This window comes from Peribacillus sp. B65 (genome assembly GCF_058513295.1).
In genome coordinates this window covers 755,910-770,905 of sequence record NZ_CP195840.1, presented here as the reverse complement: position 1 = coordinate 770,905, position 14,996 = coordinate 755,910, and the positions used below count along the sequence as shown (strand labels likewise).

Sequence of the window (14,996 nt, the reverse complement as noted above, 5' to 3'; positions counted from 1 at the left end):
GGCACTTTATTGTTTTACTTAGTTAAAGTAGTTGTGTTATAATACTTGTATAAAAAAATATCGAGAACACTTGGAGGAGCCTGTCACTGACAGGCTCTTTCTGTCTTTTTTAAGTGTATAGGAGGAGGCAAATATGGAGTTATTTCTTCAATTGGCGATCATTATTATTAGCACCAAACTAGCAGGAGATGTAGCTGTTCGTTTAGGGCAGCCATCCGTATTAGGTAAATTGATAATTGGTGTGATTATTGGACCAGCCATGCTAGATTGGGTACAAAGTTCAGAGGTGATTGATTCATTTAGCCATATTGGAGTTCTATTATTAATGTTCCTTGCGGGATTAGAAACGGATATTGGTGATTTAAACAAAAATCGCAATTCCTCTGTCGCTGTTGGTGTATTTGGTATTGTACTGCCTTTAATTGGTGGATATGTTTCAGGAATTGTTATAGGCATGGAACCAAGCCATGCTCTTTTTCTTGGACTGCTACTTTCAGCAACCTCTGTAAGTATCTCTGTTCAAACATTTAAGGAACTTGGCTATTTAAAAAGCAGAGAAAGCACAACCGTTTTAGGGGCAGCTTTGGTGGATGATATCCTCGTGGTGGTTTCTTTAGCTGTCATGATGAGCTTTTTAACAGCAAGTGATGTCAGTTTAGGATTAGTAATAGGGAAAAAAATCGTGTTTTTCTTAATTATAGGACTGTTGGGGTGGAAGTTCGTGCCTTTCATTATGAGAAAACTCTCCTCACTAAGAATTACCGAGCCTGTAATGAGTATAGCTCTTGTATTGTGTCTTCTCTTTGCTTATATTGCAGAATATCTTGGTGTTGCAGGGATTATTGGGGCATTTGCAGCAGGTATAGCCATTTCACAAACTGAATATAAAAAGCAGGTCGAGAAAAAGCTTGAGCCTATCGCTTATACCATATTCGTTCCTGTCTTTTTTGTAAGTATAGGACTTTCAGTTTCCTTTAAAGGATTATCGGAGTATGTTTTCTTTATCGTTGCTTTATCAATCCTTGCTATTTTGACAAAATTAATTGGAGCTGGATTGGGTGCTAGATTAACTGGATTTAACACTCGTTCTTCCCTTGTAATTGGAGCTGGAATGGTATCTAGAGGAGAAGTAGCTTTGATTATTGCGACCATTGGATTAAGTTCAGGTTTATTAGCAGAGCAATATTATACATCAATTATTATTGTAGTGATTGTTTCCACTATCGTAACACCGCCAATGTTAAAATATTTGCTTGTAAAAGATAAACAGGCTAAGGCTGCGTAAGTAATAAAAAATTGATCATAAAAGCGGTGCGAATTTTTATTGAATTCCACCGCTTTTTTCTGTGTCATTATAGTTTTTTATAGATTTTTGATTTGCGGTTACTGAACGTAAAACATATAAAGCACCAACAGGGGAATTCAAGTGGATTCCCCTGTTTTTCGCATTGGTTAGAAGGGGTTTTCAAAAATAAAGCCTTTTAAAGGAATATGCGAATTAGTAAAGTTAATTTTCTAAGTATCTATATAAGGTGGATTTACTAATCCCTGTTTCGTTTTTAATTTCAGCTAGACTATACTTTTTACTTTGGTACATAATAATGGCACGCTTTACATTTTCATCGGGTTTTCTAGGTCGACCTGTTGTAATTCCTTTTTGTTTTGCCTCGGATAATCCTTTTTTTGTTTTTTCGCTGATCACATCACTTTGAAATTCTAAAAGGTGTTTGACGATATCATAAAATGGATATCCAGAATGATGATGTGTGTCAATGTCCTCTTTAAGTGAGTGGAGAAAAGCTCCTTTACCATTAATTATTTCTAATAATTCAACTAAATGCCGTGTAGAGTCTGCTAAAGCAAATAGATTTGTCACGACTATTTTATCTCCTCGATCGAGGGTGTTCATCATGTTATCAAGTTGTGTTCTTCTTTTAGCGGATGAATGTTCCTCAGATACGATTGTTTCACAATGAAATTTCATTAAAATATTTCGTTGAATATTACAATCAAGGTCATCTTCATTTGGTCTTATATATCCAATTAACATTAAGACTCTCCCTTACTTTTCTACGTTTCTTTCATCATACCATAATATTTATCCGTTTTAAAAAAGTCCTAAAAAGGTTCCATTTTGGGAAAGTTGATGTTAGACTAGGTTTATTAAATTCGAATTCAACTTGTAAACAGTATGAGTGAGAAAATAAAAAGACATGAGGTGTAAAGAAGTGGTAGAAAAAATAAAACAAGAATGGTTTTCTAATGTTAGAGCGGATATCCTGGCGGGGATTGTTGTTGCTTTAGCCTTAATTCCAGAGGCAATCGCCTTTTCCATCATTGCTGGAGTAGATCCAATGGTCGGATTATATGCATCATTTTGTATTGCAGTGATTATTGCCTTTGTAGGTGGGCGCCCAGGAATGATTTCAGCTGCAACAGGTGCCATGGCATTACTAATGGTTCCATTGGTGAAGGAACACGGATTGAATTACTTATTGGCAGCAACGATATTAACAGGTGTAATCCAGGTGATTTTCGGAGTATTTAAAATCGCAAGGTTCATGAAATTTATTCCAAGGGCTGTTATGATTGGCTTTGTCAATTCATTAGCCATTCTCATCTTTATGGCTCAAGTCCCGCATTTTCTTGGCATATCCTCGCTAACATACATTTTCGTAGCCATTACGTTAGTAATTGTCTATGTATTTCCGAGGTTTATTAAATCGATTCCTGCACCATTGATAGCCATTATTGTTCTAACAACTATTTCAATCTTTTCAGGTGCGGAATTACGGACAGTTGGAGACTTAGGTGCTATCACACAATCATTGCCCTCTTTTTTCATTCCTGACGTACCATTTTCTTTTGAAACCCTAAAAATTATCTTTCCTTACTCAATCGCGTTAGCTATTGTGGGCTTATTAGAGTCCTTATTAACAGCATCCATCGTTGATGATATGACAGGAACGGAAAGTAAAAAGAACAAAGAATCCAGAGGACAAGGGATAGCCAATATCATTACTGGATTTTTTGGAGGTATGGCGGGTTGTGCCATGATTGGACAGTCTGTAATCAACGTGAAATCAGGAGGGCGTGGAAGACTTTCTACCCTTACTGCTGGCTTGTTTTTAATCTTTTTAATTATTGTTTTGGGAGATCTAGTTGTACAAATTCCAATGCCCGTTCTCGTTGGTATCATGATTATGGTGTCTATTGGAACATTCGACTGGTCTTCGTTTACCTATTTAGTAAAAGCACCAAAGAGTGATGCAGTAGTCATGTTGGTAACCGTCATAATCGTAGTTGCAACGCATGACTTGTCAAAAGGTGTTATTGCAGGGGTTATTTTAAGCGCAATATTCTTTGTTGCAAAAATTTCAACCATAAAAGTAAAAGAACGACTTAATGATTCAGATAAAATTTTTGAGGTTGAAGGTCAATTGTTTTTTGCATCTGTTGAAGGATTTGTAGAGTCCTTTAATTTTAGCGTCCAAAATACAAATATCATAATTGATTTTTCTAATGCACATATTTGGGATGATTCAGCCGTAGGAGCCATCGACAAAGTGGTCCTAAAATATCGTGAGAATAATAATAATGTAACCATTAAAGGGTTAGATTCAGCTAGTAAAAGGTTAGTGGAAAAGTTAGCTATATATAATCAAACCAATCCTAAATTATCATCACATTAATTTAAGAAAAGGAGCAAAAATATGTATAGAAACATCTTATTAGCGGTAGATGGGTCGGAACATTCATTGCGGGCAACGGAAGAAGCAATTAAGATTGCTTCTTTGATTGAAAATTGTACCATTGTATTGGTATATGTAGTTGACTTTTCTAAGGCAAAGGACGAAGTTCTTCATTCCTATGGAAAAGAAGAATTAGAACTTTCCCGACGAAAGAAACTTTTGCCTATTGAAGAACGGTTGAAAACCAATAATGTGTCATACACTTTTAAGGTTTTACGAGGAGAACCAGGTCCAACCATCGTCGAATATGCCAATAAAGGGAAGTTTGATTTGGTGATTATAGGTAGCCGAGGACTAAATTCATTACAAGAGATGGTATTGGGCAGTGTAAGTCATAAAGTGGTGAAAAGAGTTAAGTGTCCTGTTCTTATAGTGAAATAGAATGAATCTCTAATATCAAATAATGATCGTTGACCTGTCTCTACCTCCATTAGAAAAAGCAACGCTTGTACTTTCCTCTAGTTTCAGTTTAAGAATAAAAATAGCAAACTCCCCTAAACCTTAATGGTCTAGGGGAGTTATTAGTCTAAGTGAAATTCTTCTTTTAAGAGATGCTTGACTGCTTCATTCCCTTTTAGTTCTACCTTTATCATCTCTGATTCACCACTAACATGTAATGAAAAACTAATAAATGGACAACATCGATTTTCAAAAGAAATCCATTCGACAATTTTTATTAACAGGGAAGGCTTATTGGGGAAATGAAATGTATAGCCAGAAGTGGTTTTTTCGAAGGATAAGTTGGTAGTCAAATCCTTTCGAATTATATCATAACGAGATTTCTCCTCTGGATTGAAAACTGAAATTTTACATGCGATCTCCGATGAACTTTTACAATTGCAATCTGTCATAATAAAGACTCCTTTAAATCATTTTTTGTGGGAGCAAGACCCCGAGGAACAATTACACCCAGTATCTGTATTACAGGTACGGTTTTTTTTCATAAATAGAAAAACAGCTACTGATAAAGAAATCAGTACTACTCCCCATTTCCAAAAACCAAGACCAATTCCTACTATTCCAGCTGTTGCGGCAACGAAAAGGGAAGGAAATAAACAACAGAGTGCACATAAGCCCACTACTCCAATTCCAGCAAAAAAAGTTCTCATTTAAAATCCTCCATTCTTAATTCATTTTTAAGTATAATAGTTAAAGTAAGCTTTAAGTCAAGAGTAGAAGAGGTGCTTATTATGGATGCTACTCTTTCGATTGGGGAGTTAGCAAAAAAAGCTGAAGTAAATCCTTCAGCCATTCGTTATTATGAATCGATTGGATTGATACCATTTACTGAAAGAGTGAATGGACAAAGACGTTATACCATAGAGATTTTAGACCGATTAAGGTTTATTAAAGCGGCCCAGCTTTCTGGATTCAGTAACCAAGAAATTACGGTCCTCTTGGAGGGGTTCGATATTACCGTTTCCCCATCAGAGAGATGGAAACAGATGGCAAACAAAAAGCGTTCGGAGTTAGAGGAAAAGAAGAAACAAATTAACACCATGTTGGGTATTTTAGAAAATGGATTAAAGTGTACATGTCTTACATGGTCAGAGTGTCTTACAAAGGTCAAATCGGATGGTACTTGTAGTTGATGGTTAGGTTTATTTAATGTTAAAGCCGAATTCCTTATATGAAGGAATCGGCTTTTTTGTTACAAATCAAAAGGATCTAGGCTTATTTTTCACGCAAGAGTAGATTAGGTACGATCCGAATGTAAACCAGTTCACCTGCAAGCTCGACGATTGTCTGGGTGACGATGACGGCTGCTACCAGCGTACTTAATTCATCGGGCAAAGCTAAGGCAAGAGGAAGAACCACAAGCGAATTGCGAGTTGATCCACTGAAAATAAGGGCACGACCTGATCCTGTATCGAGCTTAAACCACTTAGCAATGAATCGAGAAATTATCGGCATGATGATCATAAAAGCAATATATATCGGAATGACCTGGATGATTTGGTCTATGTAGGTAGATAATTTGCCAATTTGAGACGCTACGACAACAAAAAGAGTAAGTGCCATGAACGGAACAGGGAGCCATGCTGATAGATCTAATATTCTATTGCCGACAGGTGCCTTTTTTGCGAATAGCTGAATGGCAATAGCGATTCCAAGTGGAATAACGATGAGACCGAAAAAGGCTTCAAGGAATGGACCTGGTTCCACTATTTCTGCTGCTTCCTCCCCCATAAACACCCATAAATACAAAGGTAACAGGAGCATTTGCGTAATGAAGAGGATCGGTGTTGCCATCAGTATCAGCTTTTCATTTCCGCGACCTAGTGATGTAAAAACAATGACATAGTCAATACATGGGGTCAGTAAAACTAAATAAATCCCAAGTAACAATGGTGGATGGTCTGGGAGTAACTTTGATAGAAGCCATACCACACTCGGCACTGCAATATAGTTAACCGTTAATAAAGCCCCTATAAAACGACGGTTTCCAAGTGCTTTTTTTAAAGATACAAATGGAATCTGTGAAAACATGCTATACATTAAAAGTGCAATGACGAAAGAAATCGTAATATCTAACTGTCCTCCAACATCAGGAGCCATTAATCCAAATCCAGCTGCTATCACTAATACAATGATATATAGCCAAACTTGGTTATGTTCAAGTTGTTCTCTCGTAATCATAATATCCCCTATCCTCTAATTTTTTTTATGGATTACTATGTAACTATAAACATAATAAAATGAGAAATCAAAGGGTTCACATTTCTCAGAAAACGCAGATGAAGTTATTTTTATGGCACCCGACAATTACTGAGAAAATCATTTTTATTATTGATTGACGTGCAGGAGCCCATGAAGGAAATGATTATAACCGTGTGTAAAGTCCCATCGTGGATGATGCAGAACATCAAGAAAAAAGTCAAGCGATCATGTCGTAAAAGCCTATAATGTAGGAAAGAAAGTGTATTTTCATTGTGCTGGAGGAAGCAATCGCACAGGAACCGTTGCGGTTGGAACCTTGTTGACTTTAGGAAAGGCAAAGTCCATTGAAGAAGCAGAGGAAATGGCTAAGTCCGCACGTCCTAAAATTAAGGTGAAACCAGAAATGAAGAGGATTTAATATGAAAATTACAGAGGGTGCCAAACAACTTTTAGAAAATGTTTTAAATGAAAATGATGCAGAAGGAATTCGTCTATATTCGGTTGCAGGTTGTTGCGGCCCTCAAATTCACATCATTTTATCAGAAAATAATCATTTAGTCTTTAGGGAGAATATGGATATTATTCTTCAACAAACCTGCCCCTTAGTAACTAAACTGTAAACGGATTGTTACGCAAATAGCATTGTTGGAGGAGACTTCAATATATATAATTAAGACTCGTTAAGGAGTGATGAAAGATGATAAGCGTAACAGTAGATAAGTTAAAATTTAAGAAACAATTATCGGGAATTGAACAAATCACACTGAAAGATTTTCTGTATACCTGGGTAGGTAGCTCAAGCAAGGGATTTGATGATTTTTTTCACCTTGAGTACACAGTAGATGTATTTGCCAAAATGGAAAAAACGACGAATGACACCGATTTGTTGATTTCTGATGATGATTATTTCAGATACATAACATTGACGGAAGATAATCAAATTGTGATAGGTGTTTTAGATATGAATTCAGAATTAAAACATAGAATAATTTCACTAGATAAGATGAAATAATTCTGCGTTTTCTTTAACCCATACAAAAAGAGGCAGCGTGGTAAACTGTCTTTTTTTATTTGTTAACTATATGCCTTATGCGACGATACTGATGAATCGCAAGAATCGGCGATTCACCAAATTGAACGCAGCCATGACTCATCCACCAACATTAATAAATTCCTAAAAAACTTCTAAGGTTCTGCCGATATTTTGTTCAAGGCTCACCCTTAATCATGGATAGTTCATTCATGTATGGTGATATTAAATGTATAACAAAATATGGAGGTGGAATTTTTGAAAAGTGCAATTATGTTGACCTCGTTATTATGTACATTCTTTTTTTCAATGCATGTAAAAGCTGAAATGAAAGTTCCGACTGCTAAAGAAACGGAACAGTGGAGAGTTGAATTGCTGGAACCATCCAAAGATAAACACTTCGCACAAAGTGAAAAAGGGAAATACGAAGTATATAGCTTGTCGGTGACTAACCAAGGCAATAAAGCATACAACGTTAATATTGAGGCTTTTAGAAATGAACCAAGTAACAAGAAAATGTTTGGGCTAGCACCACAAGTGGAGAATGAGATAATGAACACTGGCCAAACCTTTAGTTTCACAAACTTTCTAGTTAAGGAAAAAACAGAAGAATTGGAATGTGTTGTAACTTGGGAAGAGGGACCTGTTACATTAAAAAATGGCAAGAAAGCATCAGGAAGAAAATATAAAGAAACAATCGTTTTTACTCCTTAAATTAACTCACTATAAGTTAAAGAGATCTTCAATCTAATATAGATAGTGGATCTCTTTTGTGCGTTTACTGCCAGATTCAACCCTAGTTATTCTGATAATAACGGCTAACCACTGGTTCTCCCCATACTGCTCCTTGCTTAACCATTAACGTTTTTATGGTACGGGTCCTTCCCAACTCATCTTTTTCAACCCATTTATAATGTTTAACTCTTCTATCATCCCTTAAAGAATCATAGTTTACCTCTTTATTTATTTCTGTCGGTTCTCCCCAGGAAGAAAATCGAATATCGCTTTCAGACATTCCTTCGTAAGGAACCGTCACACTCAATTTACCTCGTACTTTATTTAAATGTTTTGCTTCAGCCAATGCCGCAGCTGCCTTCATTTCCTCAGCTTGTTTTTCATATTTCGGTACTTTCAATAGGAATTCTATATACTCATCTAAATAATATCCCTCGTAAAACATTTCTTTTTCAATCATTTCTGGAACAAGTTTAGATATTTCAAGATAAATCGTATCCATCTTTTTTCTAGAATCCTTATAATCAGCAACCTTTTCAAAATAATGCAAAGCTAACACATAGTCAGGTTCTTCTAGGGCCAAAAGAGCCTTGTTATAGACGTTCCTTTCTTCTAATTTAGCTGTAATGATTGGATGTAAAATAAGGGGAGAAACAATCAATAAGCTCAAAAAAGCAATGATAACGATCTGTTTGAATTTCTCGGATTTATTCCCCATATACATTCCTCGTTCCCTAAATACATGGTAGTAAGTAAATTTTACCAGTACCTAGAGAAAAAGTAATCAATTAAGCTAGACTAAAATTAAAAATTATTTTGTTGAATATTTAATCCTTGATTAAATAAGAATATGCTTATACAATGATATTGAATAACCACATAAGCATTTAATTATATATTCGATTAGGCTAGGAGGGATAACATGCAAACGAATGAAGCGTTGGATATAGAAGCTACGGCAAACGTTCTTAAACTTTTAGGTGATAAAACACGTTTGACGATGGTGAAAATTATGTCTGAACATGAATGTTGTGTCTGTGAATTTGTAGACCTGTTTGATATGAGCCAACCTGCTATTAGCCAACATTTACGAAAGTTGAAAGATAGCGGAATTGTGAATGAAGCGAGAAGGGGACAATGGATATTTTACTCGTTAAATCAAACATCCGCTTATTACTCATTTATTCAAACGGTTATCAAGGATTTGCCAAGTCAAAACTTTAAATTAGAAGAATTAACAGCACAAGGAAAACGAATTTGTTGTGACTAACGAGGAGGATAACATAAGTGGGTACAGTTATATTAGCTAGTATCATCTTTTTGCTGACGTTGACATTCGTCATCTGGCAACCCAAGGGATTGTCAATCGGCTGGTCAGCATGCGGGGGTGCGGTACTTGCCTTACTCGTTGGGGTTGTTGACTTCAACGATGTAATTACAGTTACGGGTATTGTATGGAACGCGACGTTGGCGTTCATTGCTATTATCATTATTTCTTTGATTTTAGATGAAATTGGTTTCTTTGAATGGGCAGCTCTACATATGGCTAGAGCGGCCAAGGGAAATGGAGTAAGGATGTTTGTGTATGTGAGTATTCTCGGTGCTCTAGTCGCTGCGTTCTTTGCAAATGACGGAGCCGCGCTCATCTTAACTCCGATTGTATTGGCGATGGTTCGAAACTTGAAGTTGGAAGAGAAAATGATCTTCCCATTTATCATCGCGAGTGGGTTTATTGCGGACACTACATCCTTACCGCTTGTGGTAAGTAATCTGGTCAACATTGTTTCTGCTGACTTTTTTGATATCGGGTTTATTGAGTTCGCCTCTAGAATGATTGTTCCCAACCTGTTTTCATTAGCAGCTAGCATCCTGGTATTATATTTGTACTTCAGAAAGAGCATTCCGAAGAATTATGATATGGCTCAATTGAAGAAGCCAGTCGATGCCATTCGGGATGTGAAAATGTTTCGCTTGTCTGGGATTGTTTTAGGCGTTCTGCTGGTTGGCTATTTTATCAGTGAATTTTTCAGCATTCCTGTATCCATCATTGCAGGTGTTATCGCCATTTTCTTCTTGTTTATGGCAAGACGGAGTCCAGCTGTTAATACCAAAACTGTTGTAAAAGGCGCACCATGGGCGATTGTGTTCTTCTCCATTGGAATGTATGTCGTGGTGTATGGATTGAGAAACGTTGGATTGACGAACATTTTAGCCGACCTTATACAAGTAACGGCTGATCAAGGATTATTCGCGGCTACTGTCGGGATGGGATTCATCGCCGCTATTCTTTCATCGCTTATGAATAACATGCCGACGGTCATGATTGACGCACTTGCCATTTCCGACACGAATACAACAGGTGCCATAAGAGAAGCCTTGATTTATGCAAATGTCATCGGTTCGGACTTGGGTCCAAAAATTACACCGATAGGTTCTTTGGCTACCTTATTGTGGCTGCATGTCCTTTCATTAAAAGGCGTGAAAATCTCATGGGGAACCTACTTTAAAACGGGTATCATCTTAACCATCCCAACATTGTTCATTACATTAGTTGGCTTGTATATATGGTTGAACATTATTCACTAAACACATCATTTACTCATAAAGGAGAGAAATAACATGTCTAAAAAAACACTTTACTTCTTATGTACAGGTAACTCTTGTAGAAGCCAAATGGCTGAAGCATGGGGTAAGAAATATCTAGGAGACGAATGGCAAGTGCTAAGTGCAGGAATCGAAGCACATGGCTTGAATCCGAATGCTGTTAAAGCGATGAACGAGGTTGGAATGGATATTACCAATCAAACTTCCGATATCATTGACCCTGACATTTTAAATAATGCCGATTTTGTGGTCACATTATGTGGTGATGCGGCAGACAAATGTCCAATGACGCCACCGCATGTGAGACGTGAACATTGGGGCTTTGATGACCCAGCAAGAGCGGAAGGAACCGATGAAGAAAAATGGGCGACCTTCCAACGTGTTCGTGATGAAATTGGAGAAAGAATTGAACGTTTCTCTAAAACGGGCGTATAAATAAAATTGAAAAGCCGCGAGTGATCTCTCGGCTTTCCTTTTATCCATGGTATAAGTAAATGATTATATATGAGGGGGAGAGAACAAATGATGAAAGTGGAAATCTTTGACCCTGCCATGTGTTGTTCAACTGGCGTATGTGGACCGAGTGTGGATCCTGAATTAACAAGGGTGGCATCCGCTATTTATTCTTTGGAGAAAAAGGGGTTTGATATCAAACGTTATCAATTAACCAATGAGCCAGCTAAGTTCGCAGACAACCCTGAGATTAATAAAGCTTTACATGAAAAAGGACCTGACGTCTTGCCAATTATTTTAGTCAATAATCAGATTGTAAAAGAGGGAAGTTATCCAACGAACGAAGAGTTTGGGAAATGGTTTGAAGTAAAACCTGAAGAGTTAAATGAAAAGCCAAAAGCTCGTCTTTCCATTGATTTAAATCAACTGAAATAAGAAAGAAGGTAAAAGTATGTTTCAATCCTTCAACCCGAAGAATGCCATTCATACGCCCTTTTTATTTTTAACGGGAAAAGGTGGGGTAGGAAAAACATCCACAGCTAGTGCGACCGCCATTGCATTAGCCGATAGTGGGAAAAAGGTGTTGCTCATCAGCACAGACCCAGCTTCCAACTTACAAGATGTATTTGGAATAGCGTTAACCAATTCACCCATAGCCGTACCTGGTGTTGGAAATTTATATGCTAGTAATTTAGATCCTGAGGCATCAGCGAAAGCATATCGTGACAAGGTTGTGGGTCCATATAAAGGAATCCTTCCTGACTCTGTTGTGGCCACCATGGAAGAACAATTATCAGGAGCGTGTACGGTGGAGATTGCCGCATTTGATGAATTTTCAAATCTGCTGACCAATGTTGATATAGTCAATCAGTATGACCATATCATCTTTGATACGGCCCCAACTGGGCATACGCTGAGACTTTTGCAGCTGCCAACGGCATGGAATGGATTCCTGGAAGAAAGCACGCATGGTGCGTCATGCTTAGGGCCATTATCAGGATTGTCGGATAAGAAAGATCTTTATGCAAAAACCGTAGAGGTCCTATCCAATCCAAGTAAAACCACTTTAATCCTAGTAACAAGACCTGATGATTCATCCCTTTTTGAAGCAGACCGTGCTTCAAAAGAACTCAAAGAGATTGGCGTGAAAAACCAAATACTTATCGTGAATGGTCTTCTTCAAACACACCTTGAAGAGGATGAAGTGTCATCCGCCTTTTATCACCGACAACGAAACGCATTACAGCACATACCAGACCGTTTAAAACAGATTGCTGTATACTCGTTACCGTTTGTTTCCTATTCCTTAACAGGGGTGGGAAATCTACGAGATCTATTTAAACACTACTCGGTGTCATCAAAAATGGTGAAACTGGAACATGAAAATGTACGTCTTCCAAGATTGAATGAAATGATTAATGATTTCTCATCTAATGGTACGAAGCTAATTTTCACAATGGGGAAAGGAGGAGTAGGAAAGACAACGGTTGCTTCTGCGATTGCGGTTGGGTTAGTGGAAAAGGGACATCGTGTGCACTTAACGACTACTGATCCTGCTGGTCACTTACATTACCAATTCGAAAATGATCAATTTAATCAAAACTTAACGATTAGCAGCATTAATCCAAAAGTTGAAGTCGAAAAATACAAAGCAGATGTTATATCAAAAGCAGGGAAAGATTTAGATGAAGAAGGACTCGCTTATTTAGAAGAAGATCTTAATTCACCTTGTACGGAGGAAATAGCTGTATTCCGAGCCTTTGCTGAAGTCGTCGCTAAATCAGAAAATGAAATGGTCGTCATTGATACGGCGCCAACGGGTCACACGCTTTTATTATTGGATGCTGCACAGTCTTATAGTAAAGAGATTGCGAAGTCAACGGGTGAAGTCCCTGAGAGTGTAACAAAATTACTTCCTCAAATTAGGAATGCAGAAGAAACTGCCGTCGTGATCGTCACACTTGCCGAAGCCACACCCGTGTTAGAAGCATCCCGATTACAAGATGATTTAAGAAGGGCGAATATCAATCCACAGTGGTGGGTGATTAATCAGAGTCTATATGCTACAAATACGGTTGACCCTGTATTAAGCGGGAAAGCAATGTCAGAAAAAGCATGGATTCATGAAGTTAAAGAAAAGTCATCTGAGAAATGTGTAATCATCCCTTGGATGCATGAGGAAAAGATTGGGTATGAAAAGCTGAAAGATTACATTAACTAATTGATAAGTCGTACATGAGTGGAGTAAGTCACTTTAATTGGAGGATGGATATAATGACCGCAAAGAATTATCATGAATTAATTAAAGATCGCATCTTCATAGGTGGAGCAAATGATGTAAAAGACATGATGGAAAATGAGAAGGCAGATATTATTTTTGATTTGCGTGCAGAAGCACCTGACGAAGCTGAAAATAATAGCCTGCATAGTCCAATTGTAGATGATGCTGAACATCAAGATGAATCTATTAAAAAGTCAATCGATCATGTCGTAAAAGCATATAATGAAGGAAAGAAAGTGTATTTTCATTGTGCTGGAGGAAGCAATCGCACGGGAACCGTAGCGGTTGGAACGTTGTTATCCTTAGGAAAGGCAACGACGATTGAAGAAGCGGAAGAAATAGCTAAAACCGCACGTCCTAAAATTAAGGTAAAACCAGAAATGAAGGATGCATTAAAAAGAATATTTCCTAATGCATAAAAGAAAAGGGGAGGAATTAATATGAGGATAACAGATGAAGCAAAACAACTTTTAGAAAATGTGTTAAATGAAAATGGTGCAGAAGGAATTCGTCTATACTCGGTTGCAGGTTGTTGCGGCCCTCAAATGGCATTGTCTTTAGATGCCCCACAAGAAACAGATGTTATCCAGAACATTAATGGAATTAAAGTGGCAGTAGATTCTCAAATTGCTTCAACTGAGGAATTCACATTAGACAAAGAAGAAAACCAAGATGGTGTAGGCTTAGTTTTAATTGGAGGTAGCAACTGTTGCTAATACTTAGGTAAAGAGAAGAGGGGGGAGTTGTTCATTTTAGTGAATAATTTCCCTTCTCTCTTTTATTTAAATTGTTAGGATCGAACCGCTTTATTGGAATCTTGGCTGGGCATCCTACTGGCATCAGCGCATAATCCGTGAATTGGATCTATCCTCAGGGGAAGCCATTGAATTCGCGAAACTGAACGCAGGGGTCGTTCAGCCATCACGGACCAGTATCAATCCTTATTATCTCGGCTTGAAAGTGCTTGAAGATATTGAAGAACGCTATGATAATCCAACCGAAGAAATGATCAGGCTGGGCGTCAAGCCTGGATCTGGCCGGGAAAAGATGTTCGAAGTCAGGGAAATCGAATCTGATATTTCCTTTCTCCGCAATTATTTGACGAAAGATCTGGTCATGCGGGAGGATATGTACTTATTCCAAAAGCAGGGCAAGGATTATAAAATCGTCGATAAGGCATGGGAACATGTTCGTGATCAACTCGTCAGTATGAGGGTTAACGGCGGTTTCCCCTATATCACAGTAAATGATGGGGACTTCATGCGCAATGGGGAACTTTATCTAAAGCATTGGTATGAAGATATTGAACTGGATCTGAAATATCTCGAAAAAGTCATGCCATATATCTATCAGCTCTGGGGCCGCCCCGTGCATATGGAATCAGTCATGGAAGGAAAAGAAGTCCTGTTTTCCTATGATGGAAAAGGTATTCACCGGAAATATTTATAAAGCTGAAAAAACTGCCGGTCACTCGGCAGTT

Annotated in this window: 18 protein-coding genes and 2 pseudogenes; 17 read left to right on the top strand and 3 right to left on the bottom strand. The window is 37.7% G+C overall.

Going from position 1 to position 14,996, the window contains the following annotated elements; genetic code table 11:
* Positions 1-133: 133 nt before the first annotated feature.
* The gene (locus ACSR9O_RS03905) at positions 134-1,285 is read left to right on the top strand and encodes a cation:proton antiporter (protein WP_491723950.1); all 1,152 of its coding nucleotides are present in this window, start codon (positions 134-136) and stop codon (positions 1,283-1,285) included.
* Positions 1,286-1,507: 222 nt separating this feature from the next.
* On the opposite strand, the gene ACSR9O_RS03900 is transcribed toward ACSR9O_RS03905, so the two are convergent.
* On the bottom strand, positions 1,508-2,050 hold the full coding sequence (locus ACSR9O_RS03900) for a recombinase family protein (RefSeq protein WP_491723949.1): 543 nt from the start codon (positions 2,048-2,050) through the stop codon (positions 1,508-1,510).
* Positions 2,051-2,228: 178 nt separating this feature from the next.
* On the opposite strand from ACSR9O_RS03900, the gene ACSR9O_RS03895 reads away from it, so the two are divergent.
* The 4 genes from ACSR9O_RS03895 to ACSR9O_RS03880 all read left to right on the top strand — a co-directional run bounded on the left by ACSR9O_RS03895 (position 2,229) and on the right by ACSR9O_RS03880 (position 5,344).
* A complete protein-coding gene (locus ACSR9O_RS03895) occupies positions 2,229-3,692 on the top strand; it encodes a SulP family inorganic anion transporter (RefSeq protein WP_161922783.1) in 1,464 nt (487 codons plus the stop codon).
* Positions 3,693-3,713: 21 nt separating this feature from the next.
* Entirely contained in the window at positions 3,714-4,133 is a 420-nt protein-coding gene (locus tag ACSR9O_RS03890; RefSeq protein ID WP_491723948.1) for a universal stress protein, read from the top strand.
* Between the two features lie 411 nt (positions 4,134-4,544).
* Positions 4,545-4,865: a hypothetical protein gene (locus tag ACSR9O_RS03885; RefSeq protein ID WP_491723947.1), complete on the top strand. Its 321-nt coding sequence runs from the start codon at positions 4,545-4,547 to the stop codon at positions 4,863-4,865.
* A 77-nt stretch (positions 4,866-4,942) separates the two neighbouring features.
* Positions 4,943-5,344, top strand: coding sequence for a MerR family transcriptional regulator (locus ACSR9O_RS03880; protein ID WP_491723946.1), 402 nt, complete (start codon positions 4,943-4,945; stop codon positions 5,342-5,344).
* 82 nt (positions 5,345-5,426) lie between these two features.
* Here the strand turns inward: ACSR9O_RS03880 and ACSR9O_RS03875 are convergent, their stop codons facing one another.
* On the bottom strand, positions 5,427-6,392 hold the full coding sequence (locus ACSR9O_RS03875) for an arsenic resistance protein (protein WP_491723945.1): 966 nt from the start codon (positions 6,390-6,392) through the stop codon (positions 5,427-5,429).
* Positions 6,393-6,592: 200 nt separating this feature from the next.
* On the opposite strand from ACSR9O_RS03875, the pseudogene ACSR9O_RS03870 reads away from it, so the two are divergent.
* The 4 genes and pseudogenes from ACSR9O_RS03870 to ACSR9O_RS03855 all read left to right on the top strand — a co-directional run.
* Positions 6,593-6,831, top strand: a pseudogene (locus ACSR9O_RS03870) (protein-tyrosine phosphatase family protein); the annotation flags it as partial.
* Position 6,832: 1 nt separating this feature from the next.
* Positions 6,833-7,033, top strand: coding sequence for a hypothetical protein (locus ACSR9O_RS03865; protein WP_491723944.1), 201 nt, complete (start codon positions 6,833-6,835; stop codon positions 7,031-7,033).
* A gap of 77 nt (positions 7,034-7,110) precedes the next feature.
* Positions 7,111-7,425, top strand: coding sequence for a hypothetical protein (locus ACSR9O_RS03860; protein WP_230162525.1), 315 nt, complete (start codon positions 7,111-7,113; stop codon positions 7,423-7,425).
* A gap of 327 nt (positions 7,426-7,752) precedes the next feature.
* A complete protein-coding gene (locus ACSR9O_RS03855; protein ID WP_491723943.1) occupies positions 7,753-8,157 on the top strand; it encodes a YozF family protein in 405 nt (134 codons plus the stop codon).
* 82 nt (positions 8,158-8,239) lie between these two features.
* Here the strand turns inward: ACSR9O_RS03855 and ACSR9O_RS03850 are convergent, their stop codons facing one another.
* Positions 8,240-8,896 carry a hypothetical protein gene (locus tag ACSR9O_RS03850; RefSeq protein WP_491723942.1) on the bottom strand — a complete coding sequence of 219 codons (657 nt, stop codon included), beginning with the start codon at positions 8,894-8,896 and terminating at the stop codon, positions 8,240-8,242.
* A gap of 204 nt (positions 8,897-9,100) precedes the next feature.
* Here ACSR9O_RS03850 and ACSR9O_RS03845 point away from each other — a divergent pair, with 204 nt between their 5' ends.
* The 8 genes and pseudogenes from ACSR9O_RS03845 to ACSR9O_RS03810 all read left to right on the top strand — a co-directional run.
* Positions 9,101-9,448 (top strand): metalloregulator ArsR/SmtB family transcription factor, encoded by a 348-nt coding sequence (locus tag ACSR9O_RS03845; protein WP_161922778.1) that lies wholly within the window; start codon positions 9,101-9,103, stop codon positions 9,446-9,448.
* Between the two features lie 17 nt (positions 9,449-9,465).
* A complete protein-coding gene (locus tag ACSR9O_RS03840) occupies positions 9,466-10,764 on the top strand; it encodes an arsenic transporter (RefSeq protein WP_406593266.1) in 1,299 nt (432 codons plus the stop codon).
* A 33-nt stretch (positions 10,765-10,797) separates the two neighbouring features.
* The gene (gene arsC, locus ACSR9O_RS03835; protein ID WP_406593267.1) at positions 10,798-11,217 is read left to right on the top strand and encodes an arsenate reductase (thioredoxin); all 420 of its coding nucleotides are present in this window, start codon (positions 10,798-10,800) and stop codon (positions 11,215-11,217) included.
* Positions 11,218-11,304: 87 nt separating this feature from the next.
* Entirely contained in the window at positions 11,305-11,670 is a 366-nt protein-coding gene (gene arsD / locus ACSR9O_RS03830; RefSeq protein ID WP_491723941.1) for an arsenite efflux transporter metallochaperone ArsD, read from the top strand.
* A gap of 16 nt (positions 11,671-11,686) precedes the next feature.
* Positions 11,687-13,456 carry an arsenical pump-driving ATPase gene (gene arsA / locus ACSR9O_RS03825; RefSeq protein WP_491723940.1) on the top strand — a complete coding sequence of 590 codons (1,770 nt, stop codon included), beginning with the start codon at positions 11,687-11,689 and terminating at the stop codon, positions 13,454-13,456.
* A 53-nt stretch (positions 13,457-13,509) separates the two neighbouring features.
* Complete coding sequence (locus ACSR9O_RS03820) at positions 13,510-13,935, top strand: protein-tyrosine phosphatase family protein (RefSeq protein ID WP_491723939.1); 426 nt, start codon at positions 13,510-13,512, stop codon at positions 13,933-13,935.
* A 21-nt stretch (positions 13,936-13,956) separates the two neighbouring features.
* Positions 13,957-14,232, top strand: a complete 276-nt coding sequence (locus tag ACSR9O_RS03815; RefSeq protein ID WP_491723938.1) for an adhesin — start codon at positions 13,957-13,959, stop codon at positions 14,230-14,232.
* Positions 14,233-14,329: 97 nt separating this feature from the next.
* Positions 14,330-14,965: pseudogene (locus tag ACSR9O_RS03810) on the top strand (SpoVR family protein); the annotation flags it as partial.
* Positions 14,966-14,996 lie beyond the last annotated feature (31 nt).